Genomic DNA, 19,034 nt, shown 5'->3' with positions numbered 1-19,034 from the left:
CGGGGCGTCATCCTCGACCCGGGCAGTGCGCTGTTCGATCGGGGATCCCGGCGCCGTCTCCCGCTCGATGGCGGCGCTCCGCGTGTTCCTCTGTTACCGCGCCGCGGACCGGGCCGAGGCCGAGGGGCTCGCGGCCTGGCTGCGCGGGATGGGGCTCGACGTCGTGTTCGACGCCCACCAGATCCACCCGGGCGACGACCTCGGCGCGGTGATCGAGCGCGGCCTGAGCGACTGCGGCGCCGGCGTCGTGCTCGCGTCGCGGTCCGGTGTCGGCGCGTGGTGGACGCGCTGGGCGCCAGCTGCGGATCTCGCGGCGCGGCTGCACGCGGGCGCGCCGGTCGTGGTGGCGCTGATCGATGACGACGCACGCGTCCCGGTGGGCCTGCGCGCGGTGGCGCGGGTCGCGCTCGCAGATCGCGACCTGTTGCTGGCACGGCTGCGCGGCGGTGCCGGCCCGGCGCCACCGCCGATCGCCGCCGACGCTCACTACCAGCTCCGGATCGAGCCCGACGGCGCGGGCTACGCGTGGACGCTGCGCGGCCCCGACGACCTGCGCGTGCGCGTCTCGCTCGACGACCGCCCGCCGCGGGTGTCGACCGAGGTGCCACGGCTCCCGCCGGCGATCCTCGGCGCCTTGCCGAGGACCGGTGGGTTCCAGCTGCGCCTGGAGCTGACGACGCCGGCGCTCGCGGCGCTCCCGATCGAGCTGGCCGAGGCCGCGTCCGGTCGGCCGCTGGCCCTCGAGCCCGGGGTCACCGTCGGCCGCGAGCTCGCCGCGCCGCGATCACCGTGCGTCGAGCTCGGCGGGCCGCTGCGGGTGCTGGCCGTGACGCCGCCGACCGATGGCGGCGCTCGCGGCCACGAGCTCGCGAGCTTGCTCGACGCGCTCGACGGGATCTGCGCCAGCGCGCACGTGACGCTGCTCGATGGCGACGGCGCGACGCCGGCCGCGGTCGGTGGCGCGGTCCGGTCGCGACGACCGCACGTGGTGCACCTGTGGCACGACGACCAAGGGCTGCTGCACCTGCCGACCGGGCCCGACGGCGTGACCGCGGCCGTCGTCACCGCCGCGCTCATCGCGGACGGGGCGCCGGTGCCGCTGGTGGTGCTCTCGGGTCGAGCCAGCGGGATGGCGTCGGCCGGCCGTCGGCTCGCCGCGGCGCTGGTCACCGCGGGGCTCCCGCGGGTCGTGTGCGCGCCGTCGTCGGGTTCGGGGCTCGCCGCGGCGATGCTCGGCGCGCTGTACGCCAACCTCGCCGCGGCGCCGCTGGTCGGCTGGGCGCTCGCGACGGCGTGGCGCGACGTCGAGCGTCGTCGGTCGCGCGCGGCGGCCGCGTCCGACGGCGTCGGGGCGATCGACGACGACGCGCCGTGCTACGCCGCGCACCCCGACGCGTGGGACGCGCCGCTGTTCGATCCCGATCTGCCGGGGCTGGCGCCCGCGCCGGTCGCGCCGGTGCTGGTCGGGCGCCACGCGGCCCGCGAGCGGGTGCGGCGCGCGGTCATCACGCGTGGCGGCCACGGCGCGCTGGTGTGCGGCATGGGCGGCGTCGGCACGTCGCGGCTCGTCGACGATGTCATCCAGCGGCTGCGGCGCGTCGGCTGGGCGGTGGCGGTGCCGGCGTCGATGACCGCCGGCGGGCTGGAGCGGGCCGTCGTCGCGGCCGCGGACGTGGCGCTCGCCGGTGGCGTCGGCGACGACGGGCTCGCGGCCGAGGCCGAGCGGGTCCTCGCCACCCGGCCGGTCGTGCTGGTGCTCGACGCCCTGCACGACCAGCTCGATCGCGATCGACGGCTGCGCGACCGCGGCCTGGCCGCGACGCTGGGCCGCCTGGTCCGGGCCGCGTCGGTCGGGGCGGTGCTGGCGGTCAGCCGGTGCCCGATCGCCGAGCTGCGCGGCCTCCTCGACGAGGTGCGGGTCGGTCCGCTCGCTGACCTCGAGATCCGGCAGCTCCTGTGGCAGCTGCCGGCGCTGAGCGGTCGCGCCGACGCCCGGGCGCTGGGCCGCGCCCTCGGCGGGCACCCTGGCGTCCTCGAGCTGGCCGACGCGGTGGCGCGATCGGCGCGCCCGCGCGAGTTCGCACATCTGCGCGCGCGGGTCGCTCGGCTCGACGAGCTCGGCGAGCTCGACCTGGCCCTCGCCGCCGAGCCCGGCGACGATCCCGCGACCCGCGCCGACGTCGCGCGCGCGCAGGCGGCCGCCGACATCGTGCTCGAGCAGCTGCTCGGTGGGCTCGGCGACGCCGACCTCGCGCTGGTGCGTGCGCTGGCCGTGTTCGACCGGCCGGTGCCCGTGGCCGCGGTCATCGCGTCGGCACCGTCGGAGGACGTCGGCGACGCGCTCGCCGGCCTGGTGGCGCGCGGCCTGGTGGTCGCGACCATCGAGCTGGGCGAGCCGCGCTGGCTGGTCCCGCGCTGGATCAGCGAGCCGATCTGGCGTCGGACCGGCGGGCGCCCGGGCGCCGCCGATCGCGCCGCCGCGCGCTGGTGGGTCGAGCGTCCCGGCGCCACCGTCGACGATCGCCGGCGCGCGCTCGACCACCTGATCCGCGCGGACGACCACGCGCGCGCGTGCGAGCTCGGCGAGGCGCTGACCGCGCAGCTCCGGACCGACGGCCGCGACCTCGACGCGCAGGACGTCGGCGAGCGCCTGGTCATGGCGCTGGCCGAGCGCGCGACGCCCGTGTCTCCGGGCTGAGCGTTACCGATGTCTCCGCGTGCACCTCGGCTCCCGAAGGGGCCGCTGGAAGCTCCGATCCAGATCAGCGGTTGTCATTTCATTGCTCGAGCGCAGGTGACGGCGCGGTCGACCGCGGCCAGCAGGTGGTCGCGGGTCGCGTCGACGCCGAGCAGCGTCGTGACCGCGAGGCCGGCGCGCGTCGAGACCGCCGCCAGCGCGCGGGCGTCGTCCTCGGCGCGGGCCAGCGCACGCGGGCGCACGCGGTAGCTCGTCGGCGCGTCGTGGTGGACGCCGAGGTGGATCGCGCGGGCGGTGGGCACTCGTCCAGATAGACGACGCGACCGCGATCGACCGAACCGCGCGATGGATGCGCGCGTACGAATTCTTGTCCGACCAGACATGCGCGTCACGTCTCCGGGCCAAGCGCCCGTCCGCCCTCGTCGGGTGGGGCGCCGGAGGACCCATGGCGACCGAGACCAAGCTGCTGTTCGGCCTCAACACCATCGAGGCCACGACCCTGACCGTGCCGGGCCCGGCCACGGCGCAACCCGCGTTGATCGCGACCTGCCGCGACGGCTCGGTCATCACCGCGCCGTACGATCTCGTCGCGAAGCGCTGGGTGATCGACCTCGGCACGCACGACTACCTGATCAAGCTGGCGCTGACCAAGACCGAGTGGTTCGACGGCGCGCTGACGATCACGGCCAGCGTCGACACCAACTTCGTGTACTTCGGGCCGCTGCCCGGCGGCGCCGAGGCGACGGTCGCGTGGCGCGAGCTGGTCGCAGTGTCCGACGGAGACCCCAAGGATCCGTGGCCGCCGCCCGGCCTCGATCTGGTGACGCTGTCACCCGAGTCTTTCGCGTGGCACGACGCAACGCTGCGGTACGAGCGGTCGCTGTTGCCGTGAGGGTTCGATCCCGGCCTCCTGTGGACGTCGATCACGGCGTCGCGGGTAGGCCGACGACGTCGATCACCTCGATCACACCGAGCGCGAGGCGCGCACCGCGAGCGCGCGCGGCCAGCACGTCGGCGTCGAAGTCGCCCGTCGACGTGAGCGTGATCCCCCCGTCCGCCGCCATCACGCGATAGCGTGCGATCGTGGTCGGCCGGAACCGCAACACCAGCGCCGCGCCCTGGACCGTGCAGGCCGGGCCGGGGCACCGGGCGACCAGCTGATCGGCCTGGTACAGCCACATGGCCGTCGCGGGGGTCGCGTGCGCCGTCACCAGCGCGCCTGGCGTGGTCACATAGATCGTCGTGGGCGGGCGCGACAGCGCCGACGACGGACCGGCGATCGCGATCACCGGCGCGCGCGACCGCTCGGTCGGCGTGGTCGGCGTGGTCGGCGTGGTCGACGTGGTCGGCGTGGTCGAGGTGGTCGAGGTGGTCGGTGCGGTCGATCGCTCGGGGGCAGCGACCGCGATCGTCACCACGGCCGCCACGATGACCCGCCGCCCACCGGCGGCCGTCGGCGCGACGCTCGCCGCGACGAACACCGGCATCAGCCGTTCCCGGCGCGGGTGCTCGATCGAGCGCCGCGACGAGGCCCGCGCGGTGGGCGCGGGTGTGTCAGGGCCGCACCACGATCGGCGCCGGCAGCACGATGGTCGCGCCGGCGCTGCGCGCGGCCAGCAGGTCGGCGTCGAGGCCCGCGCCGGGCGCCGGGATGGCGCTGGCGCTGGTCATCGTCACGACCCGGTAGCGGCCGACGTCGGTCAGGCGCAGCTCCAGGCGGATCGAGCGCGCCGAGATCTGGCACGCATCGGCGCCGGGACAGCGCGTGACCAGCGTGGTGTCGCGGTAGACGCGCAGCTCGGTCTGGGCCTGGGCTCGGTCGACGGCGATCTGCACGGCGTCACCGACCGCCGCGTCGCCGCGCCGCGCCGCGCCGTCGGCCGCGATCACCGCGACCGTGACCGGGCGAACCGGCGCGGGCGCGGGTCGCGGCCACAGCACGACGGCGGCCGCCACCGCCGCCGCGGCCGCCACGCCGCCGCCGATCAGCCACCAGCGTCGGCGCTGCTCGCGCGCGCGCGCCTCCCGCAGCCGCGCGTCGAGGCGCCGCTCCCAGCCGGCTGGCGGGTCGCGGGGATCGAGCGCCTGGAGCTGTCCGGCCAGGCGCTCGTACGGCGCTCGGGCCGCGGCCTCCTCGGGCGAGGCCGGCGCGACGCCGTCGCCCATCCGATCGAGCAGCTCGTCGTCGCGATCGTCGGCGGTGGTCACGCGGTCACCCCCTTGGCCTTGAGGCAGGCCCGCAGGTCCTTCAGCACGCGCTTGACCCGCATGCGCACGGTGTCGACCGGCACGCCGATCGCGGTCGCGATCTCCTGCCACGGCCGCGCGTCGCGGTAGTGCATGAACACCGCCGTCCGCGTGCCGGGTTCGAGCTGATCGAGGCAGTCGTAGAGCGCGGCGACGGCCGCGGGCTCGGCGTCGGCGGGCGTCCCTGGCGGCGTGCGCTCCTCGTCGGCCACGACCTGGTTCGCGCGCGCCAGGCGGGTGCGGCGCTGGGCCTTGCGCAACATATCGACCGCGACGTTGCCGGCGATGCCGAGCAGGTAGCCGCGCACGGAGTCGGCCGCGGCCAGCTGCCGGCGCTTGCGGAACGCGTTGACGAACGCGTCCTGCATCGCCTCCTCGGCCAGGGTCGGGTCGCGCAGGCGCGCCAGGCACGCGCGGAACACCGGGCCGCCGTGACGGGCGCGGAGCAGCCGGAACGCCCCGTCGACGTCACCATCCCGCAGCCCGGCACGGATGTCGTCGTCGTCCACGCCGCCATGCTATTCGCGCCGGTGGCACCGCTGCACGCACCGGTCCCGACAATCGTGTCGGGGCGATCCCTCGCCGGGGCGGCGCGCGGTGCCAGCATTCACACCAGAGACGCCGCGGCCCGGCAGCGTCGAACACGCGCCGAGGAGCGCCGTGCGATCGGGCCGACCGGCCGTGCTAGGGTGAGGTCCTTGGGCGCGCTCCGTCTCGCTGGCCCCGGATGGATCGTCGTGGCCGTCGCGGCGATCGCCTGCGGTCGCCCCGCCGGGGTGGATCCGTGCGTCGACGCGTACGCGCACGAGCGGTGGGACGACGTCGTCGCGCGCTGTCCCGTCGGGTCCGACCGGGTCGCGCTGGCCCGGGCCTATCGTCAGCTCGGCGACCACCACGCCGCCGATGCGGCCACCGCCGCCGAGGCCCTGCTGACCGGCCCCGTCGCCGCCGACGCCGCCTACTTGGCCGGCTACGTCCGCGCGCAGGACGAGGATCCCAGCCGCGTGGCGCACGGCCGCGAGCTGCTCGTGCGCGCGCTCGCCGGCTTCCAGCGCGTCGGCGCGCACGGCAAGGCCGCCAAGGCCGCCAGCTTCCTCGCGCGGGTGCCGCGCCCCGAGGCCCACTTCGAGGACGCGCTGACGTACGCGCGGCTCGCGAGCGCCGAGGCCGAGCTGGCCCAGGACGACGGCGCGCGGGCGCGGGCGGCCACCACGCTGGCCGAGCTGTACGACGAGATCGGCCTGGCCGAGGACGCCCGCGACGCGTTCTTCGACGCCGAGGAGCACGCGCGGCCGTGGCCGTCGCTGCTCGCCCACACCTACCTGCAGCACGGGCTGTTCTTGATCGACCTGGGCGGCGAGCGCGACCTGCGCGCGGCGCTCGGCTACCTGGCCGAGGCGCGCGCGCACAACCGCGCCGGCGGCGACGCGACGCCGCACCAGCGCCGCGCGATCGAGGTCGCGGTCCAGCTCAACCGCGCGAGCGCGCTGGCCGAGCTGGGCGAGGTCGACGCCGCGCTGGCCGAGCTGACCGAGCCGCCGGCCGACGCCTACGAGGCGCGCCGGCTCGCCCTCGTGCGCGGCTTCGTCGCGGCGCGCGTCGGCGATCTGCCCGCGGCCGCGGCCCTGTTCGCCGCCGCCGACCTCGGCGAGGTCGAGCTCGACCTCCGCGGTCAGGTGGCGCTCGAGCTGGCCCGGGCCTATCGCCGCGCCGGCGACGCGGCCGCCGCCGAGCGCTACTACCGCGAGGCGATCGCCGCGGTCGAGGCGCTGCGGCAGGGCGCGGACCGACCCGAGCTGCGCCCGTGGATCCTGGCGGCGCGGACCCGGCCCTACCTCGAGCTGCTCGGGCTCCTGGCCGAGGCCGAGCGCGGCCTCGACGCGCTGGTCGTCGCCGAGTCGCTCCACGCCCGGGCCTGGCTCGACGCGGCGCTCGCGCGCGACCGCCATCCGCTCGACGCGGCCGCGCAGTCGCTGCTCGACGCCCGGGTCCGCCAGCGCCAGGACGCGGGCCCCGCGCTCGATCGCGCGTCACTGCTGGCGCGCCTCGACGGGCGCGAGGCGGTGGTGCTGCTGGCGATCGATGACGCCGCGTGGCGGGTCCACGTCCGCGGCGGGGCCGCCACGATCGCCGCGCTCACCACTGATCAGATCGCCGCGGTGGGGCGCTGGCGGCGCGCCCCCGGTGAGCCCGCGCTCGCGACCGCCGCCGCCGCCGCGCTGCTGCCTCGCGACGTGACCACGCGCGCCGATCCGCTGTACGTCGTCACCAGCGACGCGCTCGCCGATCTGCCGTTCGCCGCGCTGCGCGTCGACGGCCAGTTCGTGATCGCCGCGCGGCCGATCGTGCGCCTCCCCGGCCTGGCGGCGCTCGGCTGCCGGGACGGCGCCTGGACCGACGAGCGGGTGCTCGTCGGCGACGCCCGCGGCGACCTGCCCCACGCCGCCGACGAGGTCCGCCGCCTCGCCGGCGCCCACGCCCGCCTCGGCGCCGCCGCCGATCGCGCCGCGGTCACGGCGTCGGCGCGCGCGGCGCTGCTCCACGCCGCGGTCCACGGCCGCGGCGGCGGGCTCGAGCTCGCCGACGGCCTGGTCACGCCGGCCGACGTGCTCGACCAGCAGCTCGCGCCGCGCACCGTCGTGCTGACCGGCTGCGACACCGCCGCCGGCGCCGACGCCGAGGCCTGGAGCAGCTTCCCCTCGGCGTTCCTCGCCGCCGGCAGCCGCCACGTCGTCGCGACGCTGCGATCGGTGCCCGACGACGCCGCCGCCGAGGTCGTGCGCGCGTACTACGCGCAGCCCGAGCCGCTCGGGCCCGCCGCGCGCCTCGCCGCCGCCCAGCGTCAGGTCGCCGCGACCGTGCGCGTCGACGTCTGGGCCGCCTTCACCGTCTGGGGCGACGCCGCCTGCGGCCCGTGAGCGGTCCTGCTGCGGTGGGCTCGCTCGCGGTCGGGTCAAGGAGGCGGGCGACTCGTCGCCGCGATGTTCGTGTTCTACAGCGGGCTCGCGATCCAGTGGCCCAGCGCCGCCGGGCTCCAGTCGAGCGTCACGGTCGCCCGACCCGCCAGCGCCGCCGGATCGCCGCCGCGCGTGCCCTTGAGGCGCATGCCACGGATGCGCCGCCAGGTCTGCGGCCCCGCCAGCGGCACCTTCTGCTCGAAGAAGGAGCGCACCTCCCACTCGATCCACGGGTGACTCTCGGTGGTGTCGCCGATCAACACGACCAGCCGCGCGCACTGCGCCAGCTGCGCGCCGATCGCCGCCTTCACTGGCGCCGCCCGCGGATCCGTCGGCCGGACCCTGACGCCCTTGCCGCCCGGCTCGACCACCACCACCCGCTCGTGGACGCGGAGCTCGTACGCCGCGTTGGCGCGCAGCTTGGCCAGCGCCCGCACCTGCGCGGCGTCATCGTGATCCATGCTGACGTAGACGAGGGCCATGGCGCTCCGGTCGCACGCGCGACTCGCCCCCAGGACGTCGCGAACCGCGGCGATCGAACAGCCGCGGCGCGGGATTCGCGCGCGGCGACCGTGCGACCGGCCACAGCGCGGGCACGATCACCTTGCCGCGCGACGCCGTCCGCGCGACCGTCGGGCATGGCCCGCGCTCGTCCTGCTGCGGTCGTGTTCGCGGTGCTGGCCACCGGCGCGCTGGCGCGGCCGGCGCGCGCGGGCGACGGCGAGACCTACCGCGGCACGATGGTGATCGTCGACCTGGCGAGCGTGGGTGTCGTGGTGGCGGGCGCGGCGACGGAGGCGACGCCGGCGCTGGCGCTGGGCGTGGCGGGCTACGCGCTGGGCAGTCCGATCGTGCACGCGGCGCACGGGCGCTGGGGCGCGGCGGGGCTCGCGTTCGGCGCGCGGGTTGGGATCCCGGCGGTCGCGATGGTGATCGGGTGCGGCGCGGGCGGCAGCGGCGGGCGCGGCGGGTTCGGACAGGCGATGGGCTGCATCGGCGGCGGGATGCTGGGGGTCGCGGTCGGCGTGGTCGCGGGCGTGGTGATCGACTACGCGGTGCTGGCGGCGGTCGATGACACGACGACGCCGGTGATGCTGTCGTTCGGCGCGAGCTTCTGAGCCACAGACACTCGTGCTGCTCGACGTCACGGCGCCGCGGCGCGGTACGCTGGCGCATGCGCTGCTCGCCGCTCGCCCTGCTGGTCCCGCTCGCGCTGGGGGCTGCGGCGCAGATGATCAACCGCCGCTGGGCGATGACGGGGGCGCGCTCGACGGCGGCGGCCCTGACGCGGCGGCGGTCGATCCGCTGGCGGGCGCGGGCGCGGTGACCGAGGTCGCGAGCGGGTACCAGTTCGTCGAGGGGCCGCAGTGGCGCGCGGCGACGGGCGACCTGTTGTTCTCCGACATCCCGGCGGCGACGATCTATCGCTGGGCACCGGGCGCGGGCGTGCCGACGGTGTTCCGCGCGGCCAGCGGCAACAGCAACGGCCTGGCGCTCGATCCGCAGGGCACGCTGGTCGCGTGCGAGCACGGCGGCCGGCGCGTGGCGCGGGGCGACGGCGAGATCGCGGTGACGATCGTCGATCGGTTCGAGGGCGCGCGGCTCAACTCGCCCAACGACGCGGTGGTCCGGGCCGACGGCACGATCTACTTCACCGATCCGCCGTTCGGCATCACCGACGCCCAGCGCGAGCTGGCGTTCATGGGCACGTTCCGGGTCACGCCGGCCGGCGCGGTCTCGACCGTGCGGCGCGGCGCCCTCGACGAGCGGCCCAACGGCATCGCGCTGTCGCCCGACGCGGCCGTGCTGTACGTGGGCGACGCCGACCACGCGCTGGTCCGGGCGTACGACGTCGACGCGGCCGGGGCGACGACGGGCGAGCGCGTGTTCACGACCACCGCCGCCACGCCGGACGGTCTCGCGGTCGACGCCGCCGGCAACCTGTTCGTCGCGACCGCCGCCGGCGTCGAGGCCTTCGCGCCCGACGGCCGCCGCTGGGGCGTCCTGGCCGTGCCGCAGCAGCCGTCCAACGTCGGGTTCGGCGGGGCCGACGCCCGCACGCTGTTCGTGACCGCCCGCACCGCGGTCTACCAGGTGACGCTGGCGAACCCGGGTCTGCCGCGCAACTGAGCCCGACCGAAGAAGCACCGCACCGTCGGATCTCGTCGCCGAGCCGAGCCGAGCCGACCGAGTCGAGCGAGCCGAGCCGAGCCGAGCCGAGCCGAGCCGAGCCGAGCCGAGCGAGCCGAGCCGAGCCAGCCGAGCCGAGCCGAGCCGAGCCGAGCGAGCCGAGCCGAGCCGAGCCGAGCCGAGCCGACCGGGCCGAACCGCGCCGACCGGGCCGAACCGCGCCGACCGGGCCGAACCGCGCCGACCGGGCCGAACCGCGCGGACCCGACCGAGCCGAGCCGAGCCGAGCCGAGCCGAGCCGAGCCGAGCCGAGCCGAGCCGAGCCGAGCCGACCGGGCCGAACCGCGCGGACCCGACCGAGCCGCGCCGAGCCGGGCCGAACCGCGCGGACCCGACCGAGCCGCGCCGAGCCGGGCAGGTGCAGGGGCGGTAGGTCGAGGCGCGGTCCCCGACGTGGACGTGGGCCGACGAGAAATTGTTCGATCGCGTGTTCGGTCGGGCTGGCTCGCGGCGTCTTGCCTGTGGGTGGGCCGCAACCGTTGCGGCGGGCGCCTCGCCGGTCAGCAGTGGAGTGCGACGGGTCTCGGGACAGGAAAAAGGTCGACGATGGGCGGGCCGGGACCGCGTGACCGGCGAGGCGCGTGTGATGTGGGTGACGCCTCGGCCGCGCGGGCCACGCCTGCTCACCGACGCGTGGGTGGGCAATCGTTGCTCACGCGCTGCGCGCCCGGCGAGCGCCGGCGCAGGTCGCGGCTGGTCCGGGCCTTGCTCAGGGCGTCGGCATGACCCTCACGCGCTCACTTCAGTCCTTGGTTGTCGGTGCCGCTGTCGCGGCGCTGTTCGCAGGCTGCCTCGACGACGACGACGCGCTCGACGACGAGGAGGCGGCCCTGGCCGGGACGCCCACGACGGCGCGCCCGGAGATCGGCCGGCTGATCACCGACGCGAGCGGCGCGCCGTGCATGGCGACCCTGATCGCGCCGCAGGTCGTGGTGACCACGAGCCGATGCGCCACCAGCCTGTACCGCAACACCAGCGAGGCCCCGCTCGCCGGCGCGGCGTTCTCGTTCACCGACAAGAACGGCCAGCTGCGCACCTACGCCATCGACCGAGCCCACTCGTTCTTCGCCAACTGGGCCGAGCGCATCCTCGACGACGATTTCGGAACGACGCTCGCGCTCGCGCACCTGACCACGCCGGTGCCGTCGAGCCAGGCGACGCCGGCGTCGCTGGCCGTGCGGCTGCCCAGCGACGGTGACCGCGCCAACGTCTGGGGCTGGGACCGCTACGAGACCCTCGGCAAGCAGGTGCGCGACTTCCTCTTCGCGCGCGGCCCGGCGCCGTTCGTCTGGGACTCCGTCGACGACGGCGGGCCGGCGTTCACCGGCTACGCCTCGGGCACCGGCGACCTGTGGGGCACCGTGCATCACTACGTGCCGCACGCCGGGACGTCGTTCCTGGGCTTCACGTCGATCCCGTTCTACGGCAAGCAGATCGAGGACGTCATGCACACCTGGGACGGCCCCGACGAGGTCGGGATCGATCGCCCGGGCATGGACTACGGCAGCGTCATCACCGCGACGGTCGCGGCGTGCCGCGCGCAGTGTGAGGGCGCGGCCGCGTGCAAGGCGTTCACCTGGGTCGCGAGCAGCGCGCGCTGCTACCTGAAGGAGGGCGTGCCCGAGATGCGCGGCGGCGTCGGCGTGACCTCGGGGCTGCCCACGCGCTTCGAGCTCGGCACCGATCGCCCTGGCCTCGACCTGACCTCGCTGACGACCGCGCGCGTCGACGTCTGCGCCGCCGCGTGCGGGCGCACCGCCGCGTGCCGCGCGTGGACCTGGGTCAACGCCACCCACCGGTGCTGGCTCAAGTCGGCCGGCACCACCAAGGTCGCGAGCGCGGGCTGCACCTCGGGCGCCACCACGCACCTGTACGAGGGCGACGTCAACCGACCTGGGTTCGACTACGCGGTGTGGACCCGCGACGACGGCGTCGCGTGCGCGGCGACCTGCGCCGGCGACGCGCGTTGCAAGGCCTACACCTTCGACGCGTTCACCCGCTACTGCTGGCTGAAGGACGCGGTGCCGTGGGCCACACACGCCACCGCGATGACGTCGGGCGTGCGGCGCGGCCTCGAGGTCGACGTCAACCGCAGCGGCTCGGACTACCGCTCGTTCTCGAACCCGGACCTCGACCCGACCGTGTGCCAGGCCGCCTGCGCCCGCGAGGCGCAGTGCCAGGCCTGGACCTACGACGGCCGCACCGATCGCTCGCCGAAGTGCAACCTGAAGAGCGGCGTGCCGGCGCCGTCGAAGATGCTCGGCGTCGTGTCGGGCCTCAAGGGCCTGGAGATGATGTAGCGGCCGCGCCACGCGTCCGGCCTCGGTCCCCGCGCGGCGCGAGCGTCCCGCGCACCCGTCAGGCGAGGCGTAGGCGCGCGCGCAGCTCGTCGACCGGCAGGGCCAGCAGCTCGTCGATCGACCCTGCGCGCTCCGTCGACTCCGCGCGGCGCACCAGCTGGTACAGGCTCTTCGACCGTCGACCGCGGACGAACGCGCGGACGACGCGACGCGGCGCCAGCACCAGGCCGATCAGCATCGCGCCCGCGTTGAGCCCCCACGCCGCCCAGTAGCGACCGCAGCCCGCCGCCAGCTCCCACGCCGCGATCTCGCCCTCGCCCCGCCAGGTCGTCTCGTAGCCGGTCGCGATGTGGTGCAGGTCGTGCAGCGGCACCGCCGCCCGCCGCGCGCGCGAGTTGGGAAACCCCAGCGGGATCCGCCCGAGCCGCAGCTTGACCCAGGGCGCGTCGTAGTCCGCGAGCGTGAAGCCGTTGGCCGTGAGGTACGCCGTGCGGGCCTCCGCCACCGTTGCCACCGTTGCCACCGTTGCCACCGTTGCCACCGTTGCCACCGTTGTCTCCATGTGCCTCTGACGCAGACCGGTGGCCCGATCGTTGCGCTCGATCGGCTCCGCCGTGACCGCGACGTAGCGGCGATCTGTCGCACGGGTCGGTCGATCGGACGCCGGGGTCGCGTACGGTCGTCGCGTGACCACCTGGGAGCGGACGATGCGCTCCCATCGCTTGCACGCGCCCGGCGGTCCCGAGGCGCTGGTCCTCGACGAGCTGCCCCGCCCGCGCGCCGCGCCGGGCCAGGTGTTGATCGAGGTCCGGGCGTTCGGGCTCAACCGCTCCGAGTGGTTCACGCGCAACGGCGACTCGCCGACGGTGCGGCTGCCCCGCGTGCTCGGCATCGAGTGCGTCGGCACCGTGCTCGAGGCCCCCGGCGGCGAGGTCGCGCCCGGCCAGCGCGTCGCCGCCATGATGGGCGGCATGGGTCGTGAGTTCGACGGTTCGTACGCCGAGCTCACCTGCGTGCCCGCGTCCAGCGTGTTCCCGCTCGAGACCGCGCTCGACTGGCCGACGCTCGGCGCGCTGCCCGAGGTGCTGCAGACCTGCCACGGGTCGCTGCGCGTCGGCCTCGGCGTGCAGGCCGGCGAGACGCTGCTGATCCGCGGCGGGACCGCGTCGGTCGGGCTCACCGCCCTCGCGATGGCCCGCGCGCTCGGGCTCGAGGTGATCGCCACGACCCGCACCGAGGCCAAGCGCGAGCTCCTCCACGCCCACGGCGCCCGGCACGTGCTCGTCGACGACGGCCACCTCGCCGATCAGGTGCGGCAGCTGACCGGCGGCGGCGCCGACCGGGTGCTCGAGCTGATCGGCGCGACGACGCTGCTGGACTCGCTCGCCTGCGCGCGCGCCGGCGGCGTCGTGTGCATGACCGGGATCCTCGGCGGCGCCTGGGAGCTCGCCCGGTTCCAGCCCATGACCGACATCCCGACCGGCGTCCGCCTCACGTCCTACTCCGGCGGCGCGGCCGACATCACCGCCGCCGAGCTGCAGGCCTACGTCGCCCAGGTCGAGGCCGGCGCCCTGCGCGTGCCCCTCGGCCCCGTCTGGCGCTTCGATCAGCTCGTCCTCGCCCATCGCGAGATGGACGCCAACCGCGCCAACGGCAAGATGGTCGTCGTCATCGATCCTTGAGGTCGTCGGCGGTCCGCACGCGTGGCCCGGTGCGACCTCGTGCGCCGACTGATCCCACAGGCGCTTGCGCGAGGTCGACGCGCGGCGGCGCCGGTCGCGGGGCTGCCCCGGCGAGTCCGCGACGGGGAGATCGCCCGAACGGCGCAGTGATCTCCCCGCCCCGCGACCCCACCAAGATCGACAAGGGCGCCAGCCGCGAGGCGACGCGGTCAGCCGCGTAGGCGGGTGATTGCGCGAGGGCCGCAGCACCCCGCGCCTGGAACTGGACGCAGGAACAAGCGCCGGCCAGCGCCCGCGCCTGCCCCGTGGTGGATACTCCGCCGCATGGCCATCACGCTCTATCATCACCCGTTCTCGCGCGCCGCCACCGTCCTGTGGATGCTCGAGGAGGTCGGCGTCCCGTTCACGCTGGAGTTCGTCGACTTCACGGCCGGCGCGCACAAGTCGCCGGACATGCTCGCGCGCAATCCGATGGGCAAGCTGCCCGTGCTCGTCGACGACGACGTGGTCGTCACCGAGGTCGCGGCCATCGGTCTGTACCTCGCCGACCGCTACGCGCCCGGCCGCCTCGCGCCCGCCCTCGACGATCCCGCGCGCGGCACCTACTTCCGCTGGGCGCTGTTCGCCCCATCGGTGATCGAGCCCGGCGCGATGGCCAAGGCCGCCGGCTGGGACTACAAGCCCGGCCAGGCCGGCTGGGGCACCCACGACGCCATGCTCGACACCATGGAGGCCGCCATCGGCCCCCGCACCTGGCTCCTCGGCGAGACCTTCTCGATGGCCGACGTCATCTTCGGCGGCACCCTCCGCTACATGCTCCGCTTCGGCATGCTCGAGCCCCGCCCCGCCTTCGCCGCCTACGCCGAGCGCCTCGGCGATCGCCCCGCCGCCAAGGCCGCCGACGCCCGCAACGCCGCCGTGGTCGCCGAGCGCGGCCTCGGGAAGTAGCGGGGGGGGGGCCGGCGGGGGCCGCTGCGCAGCGCACGCGGTTTCGCGCAATCTTGCGGGCTTCGGTAGCGGAGTCAGCCCAGGCGGGCTCGCTCGCGGCGAGGCCCGCTCGGGCCATCACGCAACCGGCGCGCCGAACGGTCGATACCTGGCGCGATGACGTTCGAACTCGCCGCGCTCGCGCTCGCCCTCGCCCAGGAGGACGAGCCTCGACTCGGCGCGACGCGGCCGAACGTGGCCCCAGGCAAGCGCACGTTGACCCAGCGGTTCGCTGGCGCCAGCGCACCCGTCGCGCAGCCAGCGGGCACTTCGGTCGCCCCCAGCGCGAGTCCGACGATCGACCACGCCGCGCCGTTCGCGCTGCACCTCACGCCCGAGACAGACGCCGTCGAGCTCGGCGACGAGGCCGACGAGGTCGAGGCCGATCGCGAGGCCGACGCGATCGTCTCGCGGCTGCGGCCCGCGGCGCGCGCCGGAGGTAGCTTCGATGACCACCGCGCGCGGTTCGAGCGGGCGATGGGCGTCGGCCTCGCCCACGTGCAGGTCCGTTGCGATGACGAGCGCAACCACGCGCTCGGCGCGCTCGCGCACGCCCGCGGCAGCGTCTTGTCGTTCGCCCCGCGCGCCTTCGCGCCCGGTACCCCCGCCGGCGACCGGCTGATCGCCCACGAGCTCGCGCACACCCGACAGTCCGCCGGACCGTTGCGGCGCAAGGTCGCCGTCGCCGGCCACGCGTGGGACGACGCCGAGATCGAACAGTTCCTGCAGCGGCTGCACCGCAAGTACCCCGATCTGTCCGAGGATCCGCTGCGGGCGCAGAAGCGGCTCCGTCGTCCCAACCCGCGGATGCAGCTGACCCTGCGCCGCATGGGTGCTCAAGATCAGGTCTTCACGTTCCGCTCCGTCGTTGAGCTCGAGCGCATGCTCGTCATGCGCGAGCGGTCCGTGGCGAGCCTCGATCAGCCGGCGTCGTGTCAATACCCCGACGAGGACGCTCACCCGCGCCTCAGCCCGAGCCACTGGGAGCGGGCCGGCCACGGGTCGTTCAGCTGGCGCGTGAAGAAGGGCGTCCAGCCGTCCGCCGCCATCCACAGCATCTTCGACGGCAGCGAGGGCGAGTGGCGGCTCGAGTGCTTCACGATGACCGCCGGCGCGGTCTACAAGGGCCAGCTCGACGCCCTCGGTGACGAGCAGTTCGACCGGCACTACCCGGCGGGCCTGACGCTGTCGACCAACAAGCGTGAGGGTGGCGGCGTCCCAGGTCTCGTGCGCGCCGGCGTGCTCGAACAGGTCAAGGTCGACTCGGTGTACGATCTGCTCCCCGGTGACTGGGTGTACTTCAAGAACCATCCCGGGTATCGGGCGAAACACCCCGGCGGTTACATGCAGGGCATCAACACGATCTGCCTCGGTCGAACCGAGGGTGCGGATACACAGTTTCGCGGCTTCGGGATTCCCGACTCCACCGCTCACGAGATCCGCGTGGAGCTCGCCGCGGCCTACAACGCTCGACCCAAGGACCGCGATGAGCGCGATGGTGCGAGCATCGACGACAAGGTGATGCCGGACGAGATCCCCGGGCCGTTGCTGGATCGTGTCCGTCGGCCGGCGCGGGCCGCACTGGAGACGCGATGAGGCCGGCGGCGACGTGCGCCATGATCGCGCTGTGCGCGTGCGCCGGCCGACCGCGATCGGTGCCACCCGCCGGCGTCGCGCCCATCACCGTCGCGCTGGCCGCGATCGATCCGACCCGGCCCGCAGCGGCGGCGGATCGGCTGGTCGACGAGTGGTTGGCGACCGACGCTCCAGCGCTGATCGTCGGTCTCGAGCACGCGCGGCTCGACACGCTGTGCGCCATCGGCGCGGCGCTCGATCGCCGCGGGCAGCTGGCTCGCCTCGATCCATCGCGCCAGGTGATCGTCCGTCAATGCCTGCGGACCTGGGCGCCGGCGGCGTCGACCGATGCCGGGATGATCGCGGTCGCGGCCGCGGGCATCGTCCTGCGCACGGCCGACCTCGAGCGCACGAGCCCGACGATCGATCGCGTCATCGAGCATGCGGCGATCACGGGCCTCGCCCAGCGGATCGCTGACCACGACCTCGCCCGGCTGCTCGCCGACGGGCTCCTGGCCCATGTCGATGCCGAGCAGTTCTTCGCCTCCGCCGGCGGCCGGCTCGTGTGGCTGGTCGCGCTGGCGTTGCGCGCGCCAACGGTCGACCCCGACGTGGTCTGGCTGGCGCGCCAGTTGACCGATCGCGCGCCCGACAGCGCCGCCGTCGCGACCGCCGATCGCGCGGCCCTGTCGACCGAGCTGGCGACGCGCTGGCACGCCGAGGGCGACTACCTGTATCTGGATAGCGACGTCTACTCGAACAGCGGCGACGCGCCCCGCGGCGCGTGGGTCCTCCTCGACGACTGGGCGATGTTCCTCGGCGTCCCCCTGCTGGTGAACCGCGGCGACTACGTCGTTCCACCCGCATGGCGCGCGCTGCCAGCCGGCCGTCGCGTCGAGCTCGCGCGCGCGAGCCAGCGCCACCGCTCGACCCACCTGGGCGAGTGGCAGCCGTGGCTCGCCGCCCAGCGCGCGGCCCTCGGGCTGTGACGCGTGACACCGCATTCGTCGACGGGATCCGGCGCTCGTGTGCTCGTTGGGCGCACTTCAAGAACGACCGCAGGACCCTGCTGAAGCACCCCGGGGGGCTACATGCAGGGCATCAACACGATCTGTCTCGGGCGCGTCGAAGGACGAGATACGCTGTTCCGCGGCTTCGGGATCCCGGACTCCACCGAGCTCGAGCTTCGCGCCGAGCTGGCCCCGGCGTACAACGCGAGACCGACCAATCCGAGGGTCCGAGCGAGCGACCTCGGCGATCACCACGTGACGCCCGATGCGATCCCTGGCCCCATGTTCGACCGCGTCCGTCGTCCCGCGCGCACGGCCCTGGAGACGCGATGAGGGTGCTCGCGCACACCGGTCGCGCGCTCACCGGTCTGCTCGCGGCCGGCGCGTGCGCAGGCTCCTCGTCGGTGCGCGATGCGCGCGGCCCCGTCATCATCGCGCTCGATGGCATCGACGAGGCCCGACCCGCCGCGGCCGCCGATCGCCTGGTCGACGAGTGGCTGGCCAAGGACCCGGGCGCGCTGATCGTCGGGCTCCAGCACGCGCGGCTCGACACGCTCTGCGCGGTCGGCGCGGCCCTCGAGCGACGCGGGCAGCTGCGCCGGCTCGACCTGCCGCGCCAGGCCGTCGTGCAACAGTGCACGCACACGTGGCGCGCAGGGGCGTCGGACAGCGACGGCACGGTCGAGATCGCTGCGGCGGCCATCGTCCTGCGCACCGCCGATCTCGCGCACCTCACGTGGCCGATCGAGCAGGTCATCGACCAGGCCGTGGTCACGTCGGCGATCAGCGCGACCTCCGACTACGAGCTCGCGCGCCTGCTCGCCGAAGGCCTCCTGGGCCACGTCTCGGATCCCAACTTCTACGCCGCCGTCGGTGGTCGGCTGATCTGGCTCGTCGCGCTCGCCCTGCGCGAGCCCGTCGTCGACGAGGGCGTCGTCTGGCTGGCGCAGCGACTCGCTGGCCGTGAGGACGTCGACGCCGACGCCGACACGGCGCCTGCCACGCCGGCCGAACTCGCGGACCTGTCCGCGGCGCTCGCCCAGCGCTGGAACACCGAGGGTGAGTTCGTCTACCTGGACGGCACGCTGTCGGAGAACAGCGGCGACGAGCCCGCTGGCGCGTGGGTCCTCCTCGACGACTGGGGCATGTTCACCGGAGTGCCCCTGCCGGGGAATCGTGGCGAGCCGGTCGTCCCCGCGGTGTGGCGCGCCCTCCCAGCCGAACACCGCCTCGCGCTCGCCCGCGAGAGCCGCCGTCGGCGGGCCCGATCGGCCGAGTGGGCGCAGTGGCTCGCCGCCCAGCGCGCGGCCCTCGGGCTGTGACGGTCCGCGCCGCCGGCACTGGACGCGTCCCGGTGGAGCCGATGTTCGATACGGCGGCGGCTCGAC

19 protein-coding genes are annotated in these 19,034 nt (G+C 75.3%); 13 read left to right on the top strand and 6 right to left on the bottom strand.

What is annotated here, in order from left to right:
* The first annotated feature begins 67 nt into the window (after positions 1-67).
* Entirely contained in the window at positions 68-2,698 is a 2,631-nt protein-coding gene (locus IPL61_25875; GenBank protein ID MBK9034654.1) for a toll/interleukin-1 receptor domain-containing protein, read from the top strand.
* Positions 2,699-2,772: 74 nt separating this feature from the next.
* On the opposite strand, the gene IPL61_25870 is transcribed toward IPL61_25875, so the two are convergent.
* Positions 2,773-3,000, bottom strand: a complete 228-nt coding sequence (locus tag IPL61_25870; protein ID MBK9034653.1) for a hypothetical protein — start codon at positions 2,998-3,000, stop codon at positions 2,773-2,775.
* 143 nt (positions 3,001-3,143) lie between these two features.
* On the opposite strand from IPL61_25870, the gene IPL61_25865 reads away from it, so the two are divergent.
* On the top strand, positions 3,144-3,590 hold the full coding sequence (locus tag IPL61_25865) for a hypothetical protein (protein ID MBK9034652.1): 447 nt from the start codon (positions 3,144-3,146) through the stop codon (positions 3,588-3,590).
* A gap of 31 nt (positions 3,591-3,621) precedes the next feature.
* On the opposite strand, the gene IPL61_25860 is transcribed toward IPL61_25865, so the two are convergent.
* The 3 genes from IPL61_25860 to IPL61_25850 all read right to left on the bottom strand — a co-directional run bounded on the left by IPL61_25860 (position 3,622) and on the right by IPL61_25850 (position 5,454).
* Positions 3,622-4,185 carry a hypothetical protein gene (locus IPL61_25860; GenBank protein MBK9034651.1) on the bottom strand — a complete coding sequence of 188 codons (564 nt, stop codon included), beginning with the start codon at positions 4,183-4,185 and terminating at the stop codon, positions 3,622-3,624.
* 67 nt (positions 4,186-4,252) lie between these two features.
* Complete coding sequence (locus tag IPL61_25855) at positions 4,253-4,906, bottom strand: hypothetical protein (protein ID MBK9034650.1); 654 nt, start codon at positions 4,904-4,906, stop codon at positions 4,253-4,255.
* Positions 4,903-5,454, bottom strand: coding sequence for an RNA polymerase sigma factor (locus tag IPL61_25850; protein MBK9034649.1), 552 nt, complete (start codon positions 5,452-5,454; stop codon positions 4,903-4,905). Before IPL61_25850 ends, IPL61_25855 begins: the two co-directional genes overlap by 4 nt.
* 189 nt (positions 5,455-5,643) lie before the next feature.
* Here IPL61_25850 and IPL61_25845 point away from each other — a divergent pair, with 189 nt between their 5' ends.
* Positions 5,644-7,863 carry a CHAT domain-containing protein gene (locus IPL61_25845; protein MBK9034648.1) on the top strand — a complete coding sequence of 740 codons (2,220 nt, stop codon included), beginning with the start codon at positions 5,644-5,646 and terminating at the stop codon, positions 7,861-7,863.
* Positions 7,864-7,937: 74 nt separating this feature from the next.
* On the opposite strand, the gene IPL61_25840 is transcribed toward IPL61_25845, so the two are convergent.
* A complete protein-coding gene (locus tag IPL61_25840) occupies positions 7,938-8,384 on the bottom strand; it encodes a TIR domain-containing protein (GenBank protein ID MBK9034647.1) in 447 nt (148 codons plus the stop codon).
* Positions 8,385-8,540: 156 nt separating this feature from the next.
* Here IPL61_25840 and IPL61_25835 point away from each other — a divergent pair, with 156 nt between their 5' ends.
* From IPL61_25835 to IPL61_25820, 4 genes are all read left to right on the top strand, one after another.
* Entirely contained in the window at positions 8,541-9,020 is a 480-nt protein-coding gene (locus IPL61_25835) for a hypothetical protein (GenBank protein MBK9034646.1), read from the top strand.
* A gap of 56 nt (positions 9,021-9,076) precedes the next feature.
* Positions 9,077-9,229: a hypothetical protein gene (locus IPL61_25830; GenBank protein ID MBK9034645.1), complete on the top strand. Its 153-nt coding sequence runs from the start codon at positions 9,077-9,079 to the stop codon at positions 9,227-9,229.
* The gene (locus IPL61_25825; protein MBK9034644.1) at positions 9,208-10,032 is read left to right on the top strand and encodes an SMP-30/gluconolactonase/LRE family protein; all 825 of its coding nucleotides are present in this window, start codon (positions 9,208-9,210) and stop codon (positions 10,030-10,032) included. Before IPL61_25830 ends, IPL61_25825 begins: the two co-directional genes overlap by 22 nt.
* Before the next feature lie 782 nt (positions 10,033-10,814).
* Complete coding sequence (locus IPL61_25820) at positions 10,815-12,392, top strand: hypothetical protein (protein ID MBK9034643.1); 1,578 nt, start codon at positions 10,815-10,817, stop codon at positions 12,390-12,392.
* Positions 12,393-12,450: 58 nt separating this feature from the next.
* On the opposite strand, the gene IPL61_25815 is transcribed toward IPL61_25820, so the two are convergent.
* The gene (locus IPL61_25815; protein ID MBK9034642.1) at positions 12,451-12,906 is read right to left on the bottom strand and encodes a hypothetical protein; all 456 of its coding nucleotides are present in this window, start codon (positions 12,904-12,906) and stop codon (positions 12,451-12,453) included.
* A gap of 193 nt (positions 12,907-13,099) precedes the next feature.
* Here IPL61_25815 and IPL61_25810 point away from each other — a divergent pair, with 193 nt between their 5' ends.
* From IPL61_25810 to IPL61_25785, 6 genes are all read left to right on the top strand, one after another.
* Positions 13,100-14,074, top strand: coding sequence for a zinc-binding dehydrogenase (locus IPL61_25810; GenBank protein ID MBK9034641.1), 975 nt, complete (start codon positions 13,100-13,102; stop codon positions 14,072-14,074).
* 324 nt (positions 14,075-14,398) lie between these two features.
* Positions 14,399-15,022 (top strand): glutathione S-transferase family protein, encoded by a 624-nt coding sequence (locus tag IPL61_25805; GenBank protein MBK9034640.1) that lies wholly within the window; start codon positions 14,399-14,401, stop codon positions 15,020-15,022.
* A gap of 156 nt (positions 15,023-15,178) precedes the next feature.
* The gene (locus IPL61_25800) at positions 15,179-16,657 is read left to right on the top strand and encodes a DUF4157 domain-containing protein (GenBank protein ID MBK9034639.1); all 1,479 of its coding nucleotides are present in this window, start codon (positions 15,179-15,181) and stop codon (positions 16,655-16,657) included.
* A gap of 20 nt (positions 16,658-16,677) precedes the next feature.
* Positions 16,678-17,625 carry a hypothetical protein gene (locus tag IPL61_25795; GenBank protein ID MBK9034638.1) on the top strand — a complete coding sequence of 316 codons (948 nt, stop codon included), beginning with the start codon at positions 16,678-16,680 and terminating at the stop codon, positions 17,623-17,625.
* 102 nt (positions 17,626-17,727) lie between these two features.
* Positions 17,728-17,979, top strand: a complete 252-nt coding sequence (locus IPL61_25790; GenBank protein MBK9034637.1) for a hypothetical protein — start codon at positions 17,728-17,730, stop codon at positions 17,977-17,979.
* A 71-nt stretch (positions 17,980-18,050) separates the two neighbouring features.
* A complete protein-coding gene (locus IPL61_25785; protein MBK9034636.1) occupies positions 18,051-18,968 on the top strand; it encodes a hypothetical protein in 918 nt (305 codons plus the stop codon).
* Positions 18,969-19,034: the final 66 nt, after the last annotated feature.

It is taken from the genome of Myxococcales bacterium (genome assembly GCA_016717005.1).
Classification (GTDB): domain Bacteria; phylum Myxococcota_A; class Polyangia; order Haliangiales; family Haliangiaceae; genus UBA2376.
This window is presented reverse-complemented; position numbering and strand designations above follow the sequence as displayed.

Bases quoted from the DNA above. Each gene is read 5' to 3' on its own strand.
- IPL61_25875 (MBK9034654.1), top strand. From the start codon at position 68: ATGGCGGCGCTCCGCGTGTTCCTCTGTTACCGCGCCGCGGACCGGGCC.
- IPL61_25865 (MBK9034652.1), top strand. From the start codon at position 3,144: ATGGCGACCGAGACCAAGCTGCTGTTCGGCCTCAACACCATCGAGGCC.
- IPL61_25860 (MBK9034651.1), bottom strand. From the start codon at position 4,185: ATGCCGGTGTTCGTCGCGGCGAGCGTCGCGCCGACGGCCGCCGGTGGG.
- IPL61_25840 (MBK9034647.1), bottom strand. From the start codon at position 8,384: ATGGCCCTCGTCTACGTCAGCATGGATCACGATGACGCCGCGCAGGTG.
- IPL61_25835 (MBK9034646.1), top strand. From the start codon at position 8,541: ATGGCCCGCGCTCGTCCTGCTGCGGTCGTGTTCGCGGTGCTGGCCACC.
- IPL61_25830 (MBK9034645.1), top strand. From the start codon at position 9,077: ATGCGCTGCTCGCCGCTCGCCCTGCTGGTCCCGCTCGCGCTGGGGGCT.
- IPL61_25820 (MBK9034643.1), top strand. From the start codon at position 10,815: ATGACCCTCACGCGCTCACTTCAGTCCTTGGTTGTCGGTGCCGCTGTC.
- IPL61_25810 (MBK9034641.1), top strand. From the start codon at position 13,100: ATGCGCTCCCATCGCTTGCACGCGCCCGGCGGTCCCGAGGCGCTGGTC.
- IPL61_25805 (MBK9034640.1), top strand. From the start codon at position 14,399: ATGGCCATCACGCTCTATCATCACCCGTTCTCGCGCGCCGCCACCGTC.
- IPL61_25800 (MBK9034639.1), top strand. From the start codon at position 15,179: ATGACGTTCGAACTCGCCGCGCTCGCGCTCGCCCTCGCCCAGGAGGAC.
- IPL61_25795 (MBK9034638.1), top strand. From the start codon at position 16,678: ATGATCGCGCTGTGCGCGTGCGCCGGCCGACCGCGATCGGTGCCACCC.
- IPL61_25790 (MBK9034637.1), top strand. From the start codon at position 17,728: ATGCAGGGCATCAACACGATCTGTCTCGGGCGCGTCGAAGGACGAGAT.